Origin of the sequence: Cupriavidus metallidurans CH34 (assembly GCF_000196015.1) — a bacterium.
In the GTDB taxonomy this organism is placed as follows: Bacteria; Pseudomonadota; Gammaproteobacteria; order Burkholderiales; family Burkholderiaceae; genus Cupriavidus; species Cupriavidus metallidurans.
In genome coordinates this window covers 744,342-759,859 of record NC_007974.2, presented here as the reverse complement: position 1 = coordinate 759,859, position 15,518 = coordinate 744,342, and the positions used below count along the sequence as shown (strand labels likewise).

Below are 15,518 nucleotides of genomic sequence, written 5' to 3'. Positions count from 1 at the left end.
GAACGACACAATCCTGCGCTGATCGCTCCGGCTGGATACAATGGCTCCGCAATCCCCTGCCCGGAGCGCCGATGAAGAGAAATTTCGAAGCGGATGGCATGACCGTCGACCCGTTGGTCCCCGAAACCGGATCACAGTCGGCCAGCACCACACCGAGCCCGGCGGCGCGTGCCGCCGAAGTGGCTGCCACCGTTGCCCGAGCGGCCATCGACCAGGCCGATTACGCGATGCGCAACTGGACCGACCCGGTAGAGGGTCCGGTGCGTGCCGGGTCCCCCGAGCATCTGCGCATGTTCTGCAACATGCTTCTGCAGACCCACAACCCCTACAAACCCGCCGTCATCGACTGGCCGAAGCTCTCGCCGGAAGCGCTCGAGCGCGTGACCTCGCTGCCGATCTGGGACATCGCCGTGCAGACTGAAGGCCGCGCGTCGATCCGCGTGCACAGCTTTGCCCGGCTTCAGCGCGACCCGCTGTTGCGCAGCGCGCTGGAAATGGATGGCGACGAGGAGGCGCGGCACAAGGTGGTGCTGGCCAAGCTCGTCGAGGCCTACGGCATCCAGCTGGAACCCGAGCCCGAATATCTGCCGCCGTCCGACATCGAATGGGGCTGGCTGGTTACCGGCTACAGCGAGTGCATCGACAGCTTTGCCGCGTTCGGCCTGTTCGCGGCCGCCAAGGATTCGGGCTACTTCCCGGCCGAACTCGTCGAGACTTTCGAGCCGGTGATTCAGGAAGAAGGCCGCCACATCCTGTTTTTCGTCAACTGGGTGGCCTGGTATCGCGCCAGCCTGCCCTGGTGGCGCCGCCCCGCGTTCGCCTTCAAGGTGTTCCGCGTCTGGCTGTTCCTGATTCGGGAGCGGATCGGCCTGGCTCGCCAGATCGAAGTCGACGAGCATGGCGGCGCCCAGGACGCCAACTTCCCAATGAACGCCGCCGAAACATTGGCCGACTCGCTCACGCCCGGCTCGATGATCGATCTCTGCCTAGTGGAGAACGATCGGCGCATGGCGGGGTATGATGCGCGGCTTCTGCGTCCGACCACGGTGCCCAAGCTGGCGCGCTTCGCACGACGCTTCGTAAAATAATTCGCCATGCTGTTTGGATTGTCCCTGCTGACCCTTGTGGTCTGGTGCGTGCTGGTCTTCGCCCGCGCCGGTTTCTGGCGCGTGCGCAAGCCCGCGCCCTCTCCCGCCCCGGCCGAATGGCCCACCGTGGTCACCGTGATCCCGGCCCGCAATGAAGCGGATGTGATTGGCCGCGCCGTCACCGGTGTGCTGAGCCAGCGCTACGCCGGCCGGCTCCATCTGGTGGTGGTGGACGATCACAGTACCGATGGCACGGCGGACATCGCGCGCGCCGCGGCCCTGTCCATCGGCAAGGGCGACGCGCTGACCGTGATCGGGGCACGCGACCTGCCCGCCGGCTGGAGTGGCAAGGTCTGGGCGCAATCCGAAGGTCTGGCCGCCGCCGACAAGGCCGCGCCAGAGGCCAGGTACGTCTGGCTGACCGATGCCGACATCTGGCACGGTCCGAATGCGCTGGCCGAACTGGTGGCCCGCGCCGAGGACGAGCAGCGTGATCTGGTCTCGCTGATGGTGCGCCTGCGCTGCGATTCCGCGTGGGAACGCATGATCGTGCCGGCATTTGTCTTCTATTTCGCCAAACTCTACCCGTTCGCGAGCATTGCAAACCCGCGCAGCCGCGTGGCCGGCGCGGCGGGCGGCTGCATGCTGGCACGGCGCTCGGCGCTGGCCTGTATCGGCGGGTTCGAAGCCATTCGCGGCGAGTTGATCGACGATTGCAGCCTTGCGGCGAAGATCAAGGCAGGTGGGTCGATCCGGCTCGATCTGGCGGATGACAGCATTTCGCTCCGCCCCTACGACGACTGGCAGAGCCTCTGGAACATGATCGCCCGCAGTGCCTACACGCAGTTGCACTACTCGCCGTGGATGCTGATCGGGGCCACGCTGGGGATGATCCTGACCTATCTGGCCCCGCCGGTCCTGGCGCTGGCTGGCGGCGCGGGAACCTGGCCAGCCTGGCTGGCCTGGCTCCTGATGGCCATCAGCTACCGGCCGATGCTGCGCGAATATCGCCAACCCGTATGGATGGCACCGCTGCTGCCACTGACCGCCCTGTTCTACCTGGGCGCCACGCTGGATTCTGCGCGGCGCTATTACCTGCGTCGTGGCGGCCAATGGAAAGGGCGCTCGCAGGCGCCCGTACGGTCGTAACGTCCGGATGGCGGGGCCACCCCGCCGTGCCGATCGGCTACTTCAGATAGCCGGCTTCCCGGAACCACGTGAGCGCGTCGCGCAGCCCTTCCTGATAGGGGCGCGGCGCGTATCCAAGCTCACGCTGGGCCTTGGCGGAAGTGAAGAACATCCGATATTGCGACATCTTCAGCCCGTCCACGGTCACGAACGGCTCCTTGCCGGTGAAGCGCGCGATGGTCTCGGCCACGCGGGCGACCGGATAGAGCGGCCAGCGCGGCAACTCGATGGTTGGCGCCTTGCGGCCGGCCATGTCCGCGATGTCAGCCAGCATCTGCCGCAGCAGCACATCCTGGCCGCCCAGGATATAGCGCTCACCGATGCGCCCTTTGTCCAGTGCCAGGAAATGACCGTTCGCCACGTCGTCCACGTGGACCAGATTCAGGCCGGTATCGACGAAGGCCGGGATCTTGCCGGTGGCCGCCTCGACAATGATCCGGCCGGTCGGAGTCGGACGCACGTCGCGCGGGCCAATCGGCGTGGAGGGATTCACGATGACCGCCGGCAGGCCTTCCGCCACCAGACGCTCCACCTCGCGCTCGGCCAGCACCTTGCTGCGCTTGTAGGCGCCAATCGCCTCATGGCCGGCCATTGCCGCCGTCTCGTCGACCGGCGCCGTGGCGCCCGCCACACGCAGGGTGGCCACGCTGCTCGTATAGATGACACGCTCCACGCCAGCTGCGCGCGCGGCGTTCATGACCGTGACCGTGCCCTCGACGTTCGAACGCACGATTTCTTCCGGATCAGGCGCCCAGAGCCGGTAATCGGCTGCCACATGGAACAGGTAGCGCACGCCGGCCATGGCGCGGGTCATCGACGCGGCATCGCGCATGTCACCTTCGACAATCTCCACGGGCAAGCCGGCCAGATTGGCGCGCGGGCTGGTCGAGCGCACAAGCACGCGCACCTGGAAGCCACGGTCGAGTGCCTGTCGCATCACAGAGGAGCCCAGGAATCCCGACGCACCTGTAACAAGAATGCAATTGTTAATTTCAAATCCCCTGACAATGCTGCCGGCGCGGCAGGCTCTTCTGCCCCGCAGAAGCCCACCCACAGCCGGATTGCGGTGCAGCATTCTCGCCGGAAACGCCCTGTTGGCAAATTCCCACGCGGCGACACGAAAACTGACACCGGTATATAGTAACCACCGTAGTCCGGAAATGTGATCCCGGGAATACCAAAATATAAATGTCTTCTAATCTTCACAAGAGGGTCGGGGGGCCATTTCGATGCAGGTGATACTTGCTCAACCTCGCGGATTTTGCGCAGGTGTCGTCCGCGCGATCGAAATCGTCGATCGAGCCCTCGTCAAGCATGGCGCCCCCGTCTATGTGCGACACGAAATCGTACACAACAAGCATGTGGTGGAAAGCCTGCGCCAGAAAGGCGCGCGCTTTGTCGAGGAACTCGACGAGGTGCCTGGCAATGCAGTGACGATCTTCAGCGCGCATGGCGTGTCGCGGGACGTGGTCAGCGAGGCCGCCCGCCGCGAACTGCACGCGATCGACGCGACCTGCCCGCTCGTCATCAAGGTTCACAATCAGGGACGCCAGTACGCGGCAGCGGGCCGCCACGTCGTCCTGATCGGCCATGCCGGCCACCCCGAGGTGGAAGGCACGATGGGGCAGATTCCGGGCAAGGTCATCCTGGTCCAGAACGAGGCCGATGTCGCCACCCTGGACCTGCCGAATGACGCACCGGTCGCTTACATCACACAGACCACGTTGTCCGTGGACGACACCCGTAATATCATTGCGGCGCTCGGCGCGCGGTTTACCAATCTGGTTGGCCCGAGTACACGCGATATCTGCTACGCCACTCAGAACCGGCAGAGCGCGGTGCGCGAGTTGTCCACCCGCGTGGACGTCATCCTCGTGATTGGCGCCACCAACAGTTCCAACTCGAATCGCCTGCGCGAAATCGGCACCGAGAGCGGCGTACCGAGTTACCTGATCGCCGATGGCAGCGAGCTGGACCCCACGTGGGTCCGCGACGCCGCCGTCGTCGGCATTACCGCGGGTGCCTCGGCACCCGAAGAAATGGTGGAAGACGTCATTGCGGCCTTGCGCCGCCTTGGTCCGGTCGAAGTTTCGACCATGGAAGGGATCGAGGAACATGCCGAATTCCGCCTGCCGGCCGAGCTGGACAATGTGAAGCAGGCCCCGGCGGCCAGTAGTACCACTGAACCCAGCGACGCACGCCTTGCCGACCAGACGGCGGCAGGCTGAAGCAACGAACCTAACAGGAAGCACCCCCTTGGCCATTCCCTTTCTGCAGGTCGCCCGCGTAGGCGCCTACATCGCACGCAAGCATCTTTCCGGGCAGAAGCGCTACCCGCTCGCCCTGATGCTCGAGCCCCTGTTCCGCTGCAACCTCGCCTGCTCGGGCTGCGGCAAGATCGACTATCCGGACCCCATCCTGAACCAGCGCCTGTCGGTGCAGGAATGCCTGGAGGCCGTGGACGAGTGCGGCGCCCCGGTGGTCTCGATCGCCGGTGGCGAGCCGCTGCTGCACAAGGACATGCCCGAAATCGTGCGCGGCATCATCGCCCGCAAGCGTTTCGTCTACCTGTGCACGAACGCGCTGCTGATGGAAAAGAAGATCGACCAGTACGAGCCGAGCCCGTACTTCGTGTGGTCGATCCACCTGGATGGCGACCGCGAAATGCACGACCATTCGGTGAACCAGGAAGGCGTGTACGACCGCTGTGTGGAAGCGATCCGCATGGCCAAGGAGCGTGGCTTCCGCGTGAACATCAACTGCACGCTGTTCAACGATGCCAAGCCTGACCGCGTGGCCAAGTTCTTCGACTCGGTCAAGGCGATGGGCGTGGACGGCATCACGGTCTCGCCGGGCTACGCCTACGAGCGCGCCCCGGACCAGCAGCACTTCCTGCACCGCGGCAAGACCAAGCAACTGTTCCGCGACATCCTGTCGCGCGGCAACGCCGGCAAGAACTGGGCGTTCAGCCAGTCGACGATGTTCCTGGACTTCCTGGCCGGCAACCAGACCTACAAGTGCACGCCGTGGGGCAACCCGGCGCGTACCGTGTTCGGCTGGCAGCGTCCGTGCTACCTGGTCGGCGAAGGCTATGTGAAGACCTTCAAGGAACTGATGGAAGACACCAACTGGGACGCCTACGGTGTCGGCAACTACGAGAAGTGCGCCAACTGCATGGTCCACAGCGGCTTCGAAGCCACGGCTGTGGCCGATACGTTCGCGCACCCGATCAAGGCGCTGGGCGTGAGCCTGCGCGGCGTGAAGACCGATGGCCCGATGGCCCCGGACATCCCGCTGGACAAGCAGCGTCCCGCCGAATACGTCTTCTCGCGCCACGTGGAAATCAAGCTGGCCGAGATCGGCAACCTGAAGAAGGCGCAGGGTAGCCGCGCCGAGGCCGTGCAGGCCGCTCAGGTGCACTAAGCCTGGTTCTGGTGACGTGAAAGCAATCGGGGTCGGCATTGCCGACCCCGATTGCTTTTCCGGACCACTCAGGCCATTCAGGCCATTCAGGCCCACACAGGCATCAAGTCCGCGCGTTGTGATTCGTCAGGTACTTCACCAATCCATCCACGCCGTCACGAGCAACGATGTCCGCAAATTGCTTGCGGTACACCTCGATCAGCCACGCCCCCATCATGTTGATGTCATAGATGCGCCAGCCTTCCGCGCCGCGCTCCAGCCGATAATCGATCAGCATCTCGTCGCCGTTGTTCATCACCCGCGTGGCCACCACCACGTCATTGGCATTGCTGCCGGTTTTGGCCGGCTTGTACGAGAATTTCGGGCTCTGCTCGCGCAGTTGCGAAAGCGACACCGCGTAGCTGCGCACCAGCAGCGCCGTGAACTGCTCCTGCAGGACCTTCTGCTGCTCCGGCGTCGCCTGTTTCCAGGCGCCGCCCACCGCGAGGCGCGTGGTGCGGCCAAAATCGGTATAGGGCAGGAACTCGCGCTGGACCACCGCCGTGATCTTCCCGAGATCGCCCGCGCGGGTTTCCGGATCGGCCTTGATCTTCGTGATCACGCCCTCGACGGCGGACTGCACGAGCTTGTCCGGCGAAGCGCTGGTATTGACCTGTGCGTGGGCGGTACTGACGACGGCCACGGCGGCGATCGGCGCAATGATGGCGGCGGGAAGGAATCCGTAACGGTTCATGACAATCTGATGCTCAAGGTATCGGCCAGCTGGCCAGTCGGGCCAGTATATAGCGGATCGCCGCGAGGCCGGACTGCATGGCGCGCAAGGCGCTCCGGACCTGCAACGCCACCGTCACCCGCTATACTCCGGGTGCCGCCCACGCGCCCCTCCGCAACCGGGCGATGAAGATTTCAAACACATGATCAGACCGCTGCTCGTTCGCACCGTCAAATTCGCTACCGCCCACGCCTGGCTGGTAATTGGCATTTCCTTGTTGCTGACCGTTGCCGCAGGCATCTACGCGGCCCGCAACTTCGCCATCAACACCGATATCAGCCGACTGCTTGAATCCGACGCCCCCTGGGCGAAGCACGACCAGGCCATCAGCGACGCCTTTCCGCAGCGCGACAAGATGATCCTCGCCGTGGTGCAGGCCCCAGCCAAGGAGCTTGCCGATGCGGCCGCCAATGAACTGGCCGATGCCCTGCGCAAGCAGCCCAAGCGCTTCCGCGCGGTCGGGCAGCCCGGTTCGGGCCCGTTCTTCGAACGCAACGGCCTGTTGTTCGCAGATACCGCGAGCGTCAACGACATGGCCGAGAAACTCACGCAGGCCCGGCCGCTGCTCAACAATCTCGCGCACGATCCCACGTTGCGCGGCCTGTCGGACCTGCTGACCACCACGCTGGCGCTCCCCTTGCAGCTCGGACAGATCAAGCTGGGCGACATGGAAAAGCTGCTCCAGACGAGCGCGAATACCGTCGACGGCGTGCTGGCCGACCATACGGTGGCCCTGTCGTGGGCCGGATTGGTCGACGACAGCCTCAAGGCCAACGCCGACGGCAACGCGTACAGTTTCGTGACGCTGTCGCCGGTGCTCGATTTCAGCGACCTGCAAGCCGGCTCTGGCGCCAGCGACGCGATCCGCACCGCGGCCACCGAACTCAAGCTTGCCGAACGCTACAGCGCCGTGGTGCGACTGACCGGCCCGCAGCCCCTGGCCGACGACGAATTCTCGTCGGTCAGCGAAGGCGCCGCGCTCAATGGCATCCTCACGTTGGTCGTCGTGATCGGCATCCTGTGGATGGCGCTGCGTTCCGCGCGGCTGATCACGGCTGTCCTTGTCAGCCTGATCTCCGGGCTCATCATCACTGCCGCACTGGGCCTGCTGATGGTTGGCGCGCTGAACATGATTTCCGTGGCGTTCGCGGTGCTTTTCGTCGGCCTGGGTGTCGACTTCGGCATCCAGTTCGGCGTGCGTTACCGAGCAGAGCGGCACGAGCATGACGACATCAACAAGGCGCTGGAGCTGGCGGCCCGCGACGTCGCAGGCCCGCTCACGCTGGCCGCGGCTGCCACCGCCGCGGCGTTCTTCTGTTTCCTGCCCACCGACTACCGCGGCGTGGCCGAGCTTGGCAAGATCGCCGGCGTCGGCATGTTCATCGCCTTTGGCACCACCTTCACGCTGCTGCCGGCCATGATCCGCGTGCTGGCCCCGCCGGGCGAGGACGAAGTGCCGGGCTTTGCCTGGCTGGCCCCGGCCGATTCCTTCTTCGAACGCCATCGCAAGGGCACGCTGGTCGGCGTGCTGGCGGTGCTGATCGCGGGCGCGCCGCTGCTGCCGCACCTGCGTTTCGATTTCGACCCGCTGCACCTGAAGGACCCTGACTCCGAATCGATGTCGACGCTGCTCGCGCTCAAGGATGCGCCGCAAGCCGGTACCGACAACGTCAGCGTGCTCGCCCCGTCCGTGGCGGCAGCCCAGCAGATCGCCACGCGGCTCAAGACGCTGCCGGAAGTCGAGCGCGTGGTCACGCTGAAGACGTTCATTCCGGATGACCAGCCTGCCAAGCTGGCCATTGTCGCCGGCATGGCGAAGAGCCTGATGCCCGTGCTGACGCAAACGCGCTCGCAGCCGGCCGAGGACGTGCGCCGCGTGGCATCGCTGCGCAACGCTTCGCGCCAGCTCGCGCTGGCCGCCGAGGATCACCCCGGCCCGGGCGCGGCTGCAGCCGACCATCTGTCGCAAGCGCTCAAGAAGCTGGCCGATGCGCCGGCCGCCACGCGCGACCGTGCGGAACAGGCCATTGCGCTGCCGCTGCAACTGGCACTGGCCTCGCTGCAGAACGCGCTGCAGCCCGAGCCGATCTCGCAGCAGACGCTGCCGCCCGAACTGGTCCGCGACTGGCTCGCGCCCGATGGTCAGGCACTGGTCAGCGTCAGCCCGAAGCTGCCCCCGCCCGGCGCGAAGAACGATGACGCCCGCGAAGCGGCGCTGAACCAGTTTATCGACGTGATGGCGCGCGTGCAGCCGGACGCCACCGGCGGCCCGATCGCGATCCGCGGATCGGCCGACACGATCATGACCGCGTTCCTGCACGCCGGCGTGTTGGCGGTGATCTCGATCACGGTGCTGCTGTGGATCACGCTGCGGAGCGTCGGCGATGTGCTGCGGACGCTGATCCCGCTGCTGGTTTCCGGCCTCGTGACGCTCGAACTCTGCGTGGTGTTCGGCATCGCGCTGAACTTCGCCAATATCATCGCGCTGCCGCTGCTGCTGGGCATTGGCGTGGCCTTCAAGATCTACTACGTGATTGCCTGGCGCCATGGCAAGACCAAGCTTCTGCAGTCGAGCCTGACCCACGCCGTGCTGTTCAGCGCCGCCACCACGGCGACGGCGTTCGGCAGCCTCTGGCTGTCGCACCACCCGGGCACTGCGAGCATGGGCAAACTGCTGGCGCTGGCGCTGGCGTGCACGCTGGCTGGCGCGGTGTTCTTCCAGCCGATCCTGATGGGACGCCCGCGCCGTCAGCCGTCGGGACGCGCCGAACCGCTCGGCCCGTCGCTGCCCCCGCTCTCGGTAGCCGCGTCCATGTCACAATCTTCCGATAACACAGCGGGGCCGGATCAACGCCACCCAGGAAGGTAGGCGGCCGCACCCTTACAAGAAACCAAAGCCAAGACCGTTTCCCGATGCTATCCCGCTTTTCGCCTTCGGGCGCCGTAGCACTGCGCCAGCCCCAGCTTGCCCGCACGCTGGCCGCCGTCTCGCTCTCTGTCCTCGCCACCGGCTGCGCCACGGGTCCTCAAGCCAATCCGCAGGATCCGCTGGAGCCCATGAACCGGGTGATCTTCAAGGTCAACGACACGATCGACACCTATGGCGCGCAACCGCTGGCCAAGGGCTACAAGGCGGTGACGCCAGAGCCGGCCCGTCTGGCCGTGACCAATTTCTTCTCGAACCTGTCTGACGTGGGCAACTTCGTCAACAACGTGCTGCAGGGCAAGGGCGTCGATGCCACCGAAACGATGATGCGCATCGCCATCAATTCGGTGCTCGGCATTGGCGGCCTGATCGACGTGGCGACGGCCGCTGGCCTGAACCGCCATTCGCAGGATTTCGGGCTGACCCTCGGTACCTGGGGCGTGCCCGCTGGCCCATACCTGGTGCTGCCGATCTACGGACCGAGTTCGTTCCGCGACAGCATGGGCGTAGCCGCCAGCATCTACCTGGACCCGGCGCACTATCTGGATCCGGCCTGGCGCAACTCGCTGTTCGGCGTCAACGTGATCAACACGCGCTCGAACCTGCTGGGCGCCACGGACCTGCTCTCGCAGGCCGCGCTCGACAAGTACGCGTTCGTGCGCGATGCCTATTCGCAGCGGCGCCAGTACCTGCTGAACCAGGGTGAAAACGCGCTGCCGTCGTACGACGAGGTGGACGAGTCGGACAAGGCCTCGGAGGCCAAGCCCGCTGCTGGGGAGGCCGCCCCGGCAACTCCGGCAACTCCGGCAACTCCGGCAACTCCGGCAACCCCGGCTGCCCCGCCATCCGACTCAGCAAAGTAGCCAGAATAGCGTCTCGGGGCAATCGAGACGCTTGCCCTCTCCACCACCCCATAGAGGGCATATCAATGGCTGCTGGTTGGCTCTCCGGCTGAGAGCGTCAGGGCGTTTGTCCGACGACTACGCAAAAAATTGCCCGCGTCGGGATACGACGCGGGCCGGAAGGCGCGCGGATGCGGAGTCCGCGGCACCCAGATCGTAGGCAATTTCCGAAAGCGTGACTGCCAACAATTGTGTCGGCCCGCATTCAGGACGCGCGGCTGCGCAGGGGCAACCAGATGGAGAACATCGTGCCCTTGCCAACTTCACTGGCAACCATCACCCGGCCGCCATGGCGCTCCGCCACGGTCTTCACAAATACAAGCCCCAGGCCGCTGCCAGACGGCGCATCGGCGCCATGCGCGTGCACTCGGCTGAACGGCCGGAACAGCCGTGCCTGGGCGTCTTGCGAGATGCCCGGCCCCTGATCGGATACCTCGATCGCCATATAGGGGCCGAGCCTGCGCAGGCGCACCGTCACTTCGGTGCCGCACGGGCTGTACTTGATGGCGTTGTTGACCAGGTTGGTGATGGCGCGCGCCAGCAGGGCTGGCGCCACGCGCAACCTCGGCCCCTGCTCGTCGATGTCGAGCCGCAGTTCGGTCCCACGCGCCTTGGCCAGCGCCCACATTTCATCGGTTGCGTCGAGCACGATCTGCGTCAGGTCGGTCTCGGCAAACGTCAGGCTCTGCGATTCGGCCTGCGCAATCCGGATGAAATCGTCGGCCAGGGCAAGCGTGCGGTGCGCGTGTTCGCCGATTCGTCCGAGCAGTTCGGTCTGCGGCAAGGCACGGTCGGGGCGTGACTGCATGTCGATCAGGGCCAGGATCGACGCCTGCGGCGAACGCATGTCGTGAGACAGGAAATGCAGTGTCTGCTCGCGCTGGCGTTCGGCGCGACGTATCGCGGTAATGTCGATCAGGCTGACGATCACGCCCGCGGGACGCCCCGCCTCGCCATGCAGCGGCCCGCCATGCAACAGATAGCGCCGGCCGTCCTCGGTGGTCAGTTCCACGCCATGCGAATCCGACGAGGACATCACCGGCGCGTCACCTTCGAGCGCGCCGCACAGCGCGTCCCAGTAGGCCAGGCCCGGACCCGCCACCGTGAACATCGCCTCGATCAGGTCGGGCAACGCCGGGCGGCCTAGCTCGCCGTACGTATTGCTGCCGCGCATGTACCGCAGGTCGTTGGCATAGTACGCGCCGTCGATCCCCTGGAGCATCGTTGGCGCCAGCGCCACCGCGCGCCGGTTCGCCACCAGAATGCCGCCATCGAGATTGCAGATCACGGTCGCTTCCGGCAGGCTCTCCAGTCCGTCAGACAGAAAGCGCCGCATGTCGCGCAGGCGCGAGGTCATGCCGTAGACCGCCTGCATCCGGCCGTCGAGCGAGTGGTCGATGCGCGTGGCTGGCGCCGCCAGCAAGCCTGGCTCATGCGCCAGGCGCCCGAGTTCTTCGGACAGGAAGCGGAGCGCGGCTTCCTGACGCCGCCAACTCCAGAGGGGGTAGACCATCATGCAGCCAAGCACCGCACCCGACGGCGCAAACCACAGATGCATACTGCCCGGCAGGCAGAGACTGGTGCCGACGACCGCCGCGACGATCGCCACCGTGGCGAGCAGCGCATTGCGCGGCGAGAACCGCAACGCCGCCAGGGCCGCCAGCAGCACCGGCAGGATCGTCCCGAGCCAGCCCACGGGCTTGGGCACGGTAACGATGCCGGTGCCATCGAGCAGCGCCTGCAGCGTGTTGGCCAGAATTTCGACACCGCTCATGGCGCGCCCATCGCGCGATACCGGCGTCGGGAACACATCGCCGAGTCCGGTGGCGACGGTGCCGATCAGTACGGACTTGTCGCGAAAGTAGCCGCGACTGACCTCGCCGGAAAGCACATCCAGCACAGAGACGCGCGCGAACGACCCCGGGGGGCCGACGAACGGAATCCGCAATCGGTCCTGACTGATCCACCCCGCGCCATCCATGCGTACCGCGCGTTCGTTGCGGAACTGCGCCGCTGTCACCGGCGTGTGCTGCCCCAGCGCCGCCATGGCGGCCGCGAAGTGCCAGACCGGCGGCCCTTCGCCATCGCCCTCGCGCAGATACACCTGTCGGGCCACGCCATCGGTATCCACAATCATGTTGATGTGGCCAGTCTGGGCCAGCAAGCCATCCATCGGGCCGCGCAGCCGCGCGCCGCTCGATCCTGACTCGCCGACCATGGGCAAGACTACGTTGCCGGACCGCGCCACGGAACGCGCCAGTTCGGCGTCGTCGGACGGATAACGGATATCGTGTTCGGACAGGATCACATCGATGCCGATCGCACGCGGATTGTCAGCGCCGATCTGGTCCACCAGCGCGGCAAGCACCGTGCGCCGCCACGGCCAGCGGCCAATCACGCCGATGCTTTCGTCGTCGATGGCGACGATCACGATGTCATTGCGCGCGGGGTGCTCCTGGGCAACGATGGCCAGGTCCAACACGGCCAGGTCCGCGCGTTCGAACCAGGAGAAACTTGACGCGGCCAGGGCGATCACCAGCACGGCGGCGGTGAGCAGCGCCCACTCCAGTCGCGTGCGCCGACGAAAGCCCATGGCGCCCGGGGCGCCCTCCCGCTCGGCCGCGTCGAACTGACCGCTGCGCAGGTCAGTTCTATTGGGCGCCAAGTTGCACGCCTTTCTTCGCGCCGCCCGTCACAATCACCGCACCCTGTCCATCACGCAGCACAGATTGCAGGTCGATTCGCTGTGGCGCGGAAAACGCGCTTGCCAGAGGCACGTCCGTTCCAGTGGCTCGGGCCACGCGAACGAAATATGTGCCGGAGGCCGGGCGGGGAATCGCAAGCGCGCTCTCCGTGGTACGGAACGTGACCACATCGCCGCTGAAAGCGGGATCGGACGCCATCTGGAGCACATAGCCCGTGGCAGCGGCGGCTCCGGCATCGGCAGGCCAGCGCACGCGCAGTTCCTCGCCGTTGTCGACCGGCGCCGGCACTGGCGGGGCCGGTTGCACTGTCACCTTTAGCGCGTCGCCCCATGGGCCCGGCTGATTCCGCGCATCGAACGAGCGCAAGCGCCACCACCACTGCCCCACCGCCAATGTGCGGACGGCCTCCACGCCATTTTCACGGCGCGTCTCGGCGCGTTGAGAAAACTCGGGATCGGCGGCCAGCGCAAGCTCGTAGCCCGATGCGTCCTGCACGGCAGCCCAGCGAAACGCCACCTCGCCGCCATGCTCGACGGCGTCGGGCACAGGCACCAGCGAGAACGGCGCTGGCGGATTGCGCCAGACCTTGAACGATTGCACGCCGCTCCGTCCGGCAAGCCGCTGTGGCGACAGGGCGCTGACGACCAGGAAAAGATCACCGTCCGGCAGATCGTCGAATACGGCCTCCGGCAACGCGGACTCCGTCGTCGCTACCCATTCGGTCAGCGCGGCATCGCGCGCCACGCCCGCATGGTAGCCAGCCGCGCCCGGCACGGCCTGCCAGCGCACCGTGACGGCACGGCTGGAAACCGGCTGCGGCAGCGCGGCAACGACCGGGGCAGGCAACAACGCCATTGGTTTGGACAGTCGGCCCGCGGTCGACACCCCAACACCGTAGCCGGCGGCGACTTGCGTGGCCGAGCCCGGACGCGCACCTGCCCCCACACCGACCTTGCCTTCGATGACTTCACTACGGCTACCGCCGTCATCGGCGCTGACGCGATAGCGCGTGCCACGCACGCCTGTCACCATCAACGGCGTGCTGATCTCATAGCGCCCGACGCCACCGCCCTTCGGCGCGACCACTGAATCGGCGCCGCCCTTGTCGATGCCGATCATCGTATCGGTCAGACCGCTGCGCGCGAATGCGCGCAGTCGGCGCACCTGCAGCGTGGTCGCCGCTGGCAGCGACACACGGGTCCCGTCGCTCAGTTCGAGCGTCGCCGCACTATTCGGACCGATCTCGATCCGCGCCGATTCGGCCAGCGCCATGCCGGTCTGCATCGGGCTGCCATCGACGCTTGCCTGTCCGCGCACGAAAACCACCCGCGCCGTCGACGGCGCTACGGGGATCTGCGACAGGGGAATGCGAATCCGCGTGCCGGGCACCAGCCGGTACGGGTCTTCCACGCGATTGAGCGTCTGCAGCAGGTGCCAGCCGTCCGTGCTCGTCATGAAACGCGTGGCCAGGCCGATCAGCGTGTCGCCCCGCTCGACCTCATAGATGAAATCCTTGCCCTGCGTGCCCGCGGGGCCGGCCAGCGCACTGCCAGACAGAATCAGGGAAATCAGCGCACCTCCCACGGCGGCACGGTGCGACGTGGGACGGCTACTCATGAGCGGCCGTGGCTTCGAACCGATAGCCATGCGAATAGACGGAAGCCAGCCGCACACCGTTTTCGGGGCGCAGGGCCAGCTTGATGCGCAGGCGCGACATATGCGTGTCGAGCGTGCGCGAGGCGGCATCCATCGCACGCCCCCAGACGGCCTGCTCAATCACGTCACGCGCCAGCAGGCGGCCGATGTTGCGGAACAGGAACAATGCCAGGTCGAACTCGCGCGGCGACAGATCGACGTTCTGGCCGTCCAGCGCGATAACGCGCCGGCGCGCGTCCACGATATAGGCGCCCTGCCGGATCAGATCGTCTTCGTGCAGGGTCTTGGGATATGCGCGACGCAGCAACGCTCGCACGCGCGCGACGAACTCGCCCGGCCGGATCGGCTTGGCAAGGTAATCGTCGGCGCCCACGGACAGGCCCGCGACGATATCGGATTCTTCGATGCGACTGGTCAGGAACAGGATCGGTGGCAGGCGTCCCGAATGCTGGCGGACCCAGCTCACGAGCTCGTAACCACTGACGTCCGGCAATTGCCAGTCCATGACGACCAGGTCGAACGCCTGGTCCCGCAATGCTCGCAAGAACGCGGAACCGGTCGCGAAGCTCGAGCATTCAAAGCCCGCTTCATCCAGCAGCTGGCAAATCTGCTCGGCCTGGCTGGTGTCGTCCTCCACGGAGGCAATTCTCATACTTCCCTCTGATAACTACGGCCTGTGTCTGGCACGGCGGTGTTATGTTACCGAACGGTAACACGGCCCGTCGAGGCTACGTTAGAGGGGATTCTGCGCTTCGGGTGTTGCAGACCAACCTCAATCTTTACCTTTTCCTCTCAGTTTCCAATTGCGGGCGTAACGGTTTCGTGCGCGCAAAATGCAGCATCGCCACGCATCGCGCC

At 65.9% G+C, this 15,518-nt stretch carries 11 protein-coding genes; 6 read left to right on the top strand and 5 right to left on the bottom strand.

Features of this window, described 5'->3' with window-relative positions; translation table 11 throughout:
- Positions 1–71 precede the first annotated feature (71 nt).
- Positions 72–1,088 (top strand): hypothetical protein, encoded by a 1,017-nt coding sequence (locus RMET_RS21560; protein WP_011518660.1) that lies wholly within the window; start codon positions 72–74, stop codon positions 1,086–1,088.
- A gap of 6 nt (positions 1,089–1,094) precedes the next feature.
- A complete protein-coding gene (locus RMET_RS21555) occupies positions 1,095–2,237 on the top strand; it encodes a glycosyltransferase (RefSeq protein ID WP_011518659.1) in 1,143 nt (380 codons plus the stop codon).
- A 37-nt stretch (positions 2,238–2,274) separates the two neighbouring features.
- Here RMET_RS21555 and hpnA read toward each other — a convergent pair whose 3' ends face one another.
- Positions 2,275–3,351, bottom strand: coding sequence for a hopanoid-associated sugar epimerase (gene hpnA, locus RMET_RS21550; protein ID WP_011518658.1), 1,077 nt, complete (start codon positions 3,349–3,351; stop codon positions 2,275–2,277).
- A 154-nt stretch (positions 3,352–3,505) separates the two neighbouring features.
- On the opposite strand from hpnA, the gene ispH reads away from it, so the two are divergent.
- Positions 3,506–4,504, top strand: a complete 999-nt coding sequence (ispH, locus tag RMET_RS21545) for a 4-hydroxy-3-methylbut-2-enyl diphosphate reductase (RefSeq protein ID WP_011518657.1) — start codon at positions 3,506–3,508, stop codon at positions 4,502–4,504.
- Between the two features lie 28 nt (positions 4,505–4,532).
- Positions 4,533–5,699 (top strand): adenosyl-hopene transferase HpnH, encoded by a 1,167-nt coding sequence (hpnH, locus tag RMET_RS21540; RefSeq protein WP_011518656.1) that lies wholly within the window; start codon positions 4,533–4,535, stop codon positions 5,697–5,699.
- Between the two features lie 103 nt (positions 5,700–5,802).
- Here the strand turns inward: hpnH and RMET_RS21535 are convergent, their stop codons facing one another.
- Positions 5,803–6,432: an MlaC/ttg2D family ABC transporter substrate-binding protein gene (locus RMET_RS21535; protein WP_008645112.1), complete on the bottom strand. Its 630-nt coding sequence runs from the start codon at positions 6,430–6,432 to the stop codon at positions 5,803–5,805.
- A gap of 181 nt (positions 6,433–6,613) precedes the next feature.
- Here RMET_RS21535 and hpnN point away from each other — a divergent pair, with 181 nt between their 5' ends.
- Positions 6,614–9,340, top strand: coding sequence for a hopanoid transporter HpnN (gene hpnN / locus RMET_RS21530; protein WP_011518655.1), 2,727 nt, complete (start codon positions 6,614–6,616; stop codon positions 9,338–9,340).
- A gap of 44 nt (positions 9,341–9,384) precedes the next feature.
- A complete protein-coding gene (locus RMET_RS21525; RefSeq protein ID WP_011518654.1) occupies positions 9,385–10,260 on the top strand; it encodes an MlaA family lipoprotein in 876 nt (291 codons plus the stop codon).
- Positions 10,261–10,504: 244 nt separating this feature from the next.
- On the opposite strand, the gene RMET_RS21520 is transcribed toward RMET_RS21525, so the two are convergent.
- From RMET_RS21520 to RMET_RS21510, 3 genes are read right to left on the bottom strand one after another with little or no spacing between them, the layout of a single operon-like run.
- Entirely contained in the window at positions 10,505–12,964 is a 2,460-nt protein-coding gene (locus RMET_RS21520) for a CHASE2 domain-containing protein (RefSeq protein ID WP_011518653.1), read from the bottom strand.
- Positions 12,951–14,621 carry a FecR domain-containing protein gene (locus RMET_RS21515; RefSeq protein WP_011518652.1) on the bottom strand — a complete coding sequence of 557 codons (1,671 nt, stop codon included), beginning with the start codon at positions 14,619–14,621 and terminating at the stop codon, positions 12,951–12,953. The genes RMET_RS21520 and RMET_RS21515 overlap by 14 nt, the downstream gene beginning before the upstream one ends.
- A complete protein-coding gene (locus RMET_RS21510; RefSeq protein ID WP_011518651.1) occupies positions 14,614–15,312 on the bottom strand; it encodes a response regulator transcription factor in 699 nt (232 codons plus the stop codon). Before RMET_RS21510 ends, RMET_RS21515 begins: the two co-directional genes overlap by 8 nt.
- Between the last annotated feature and the right edge of the window lie 206 nt (positions 15,313–15,518).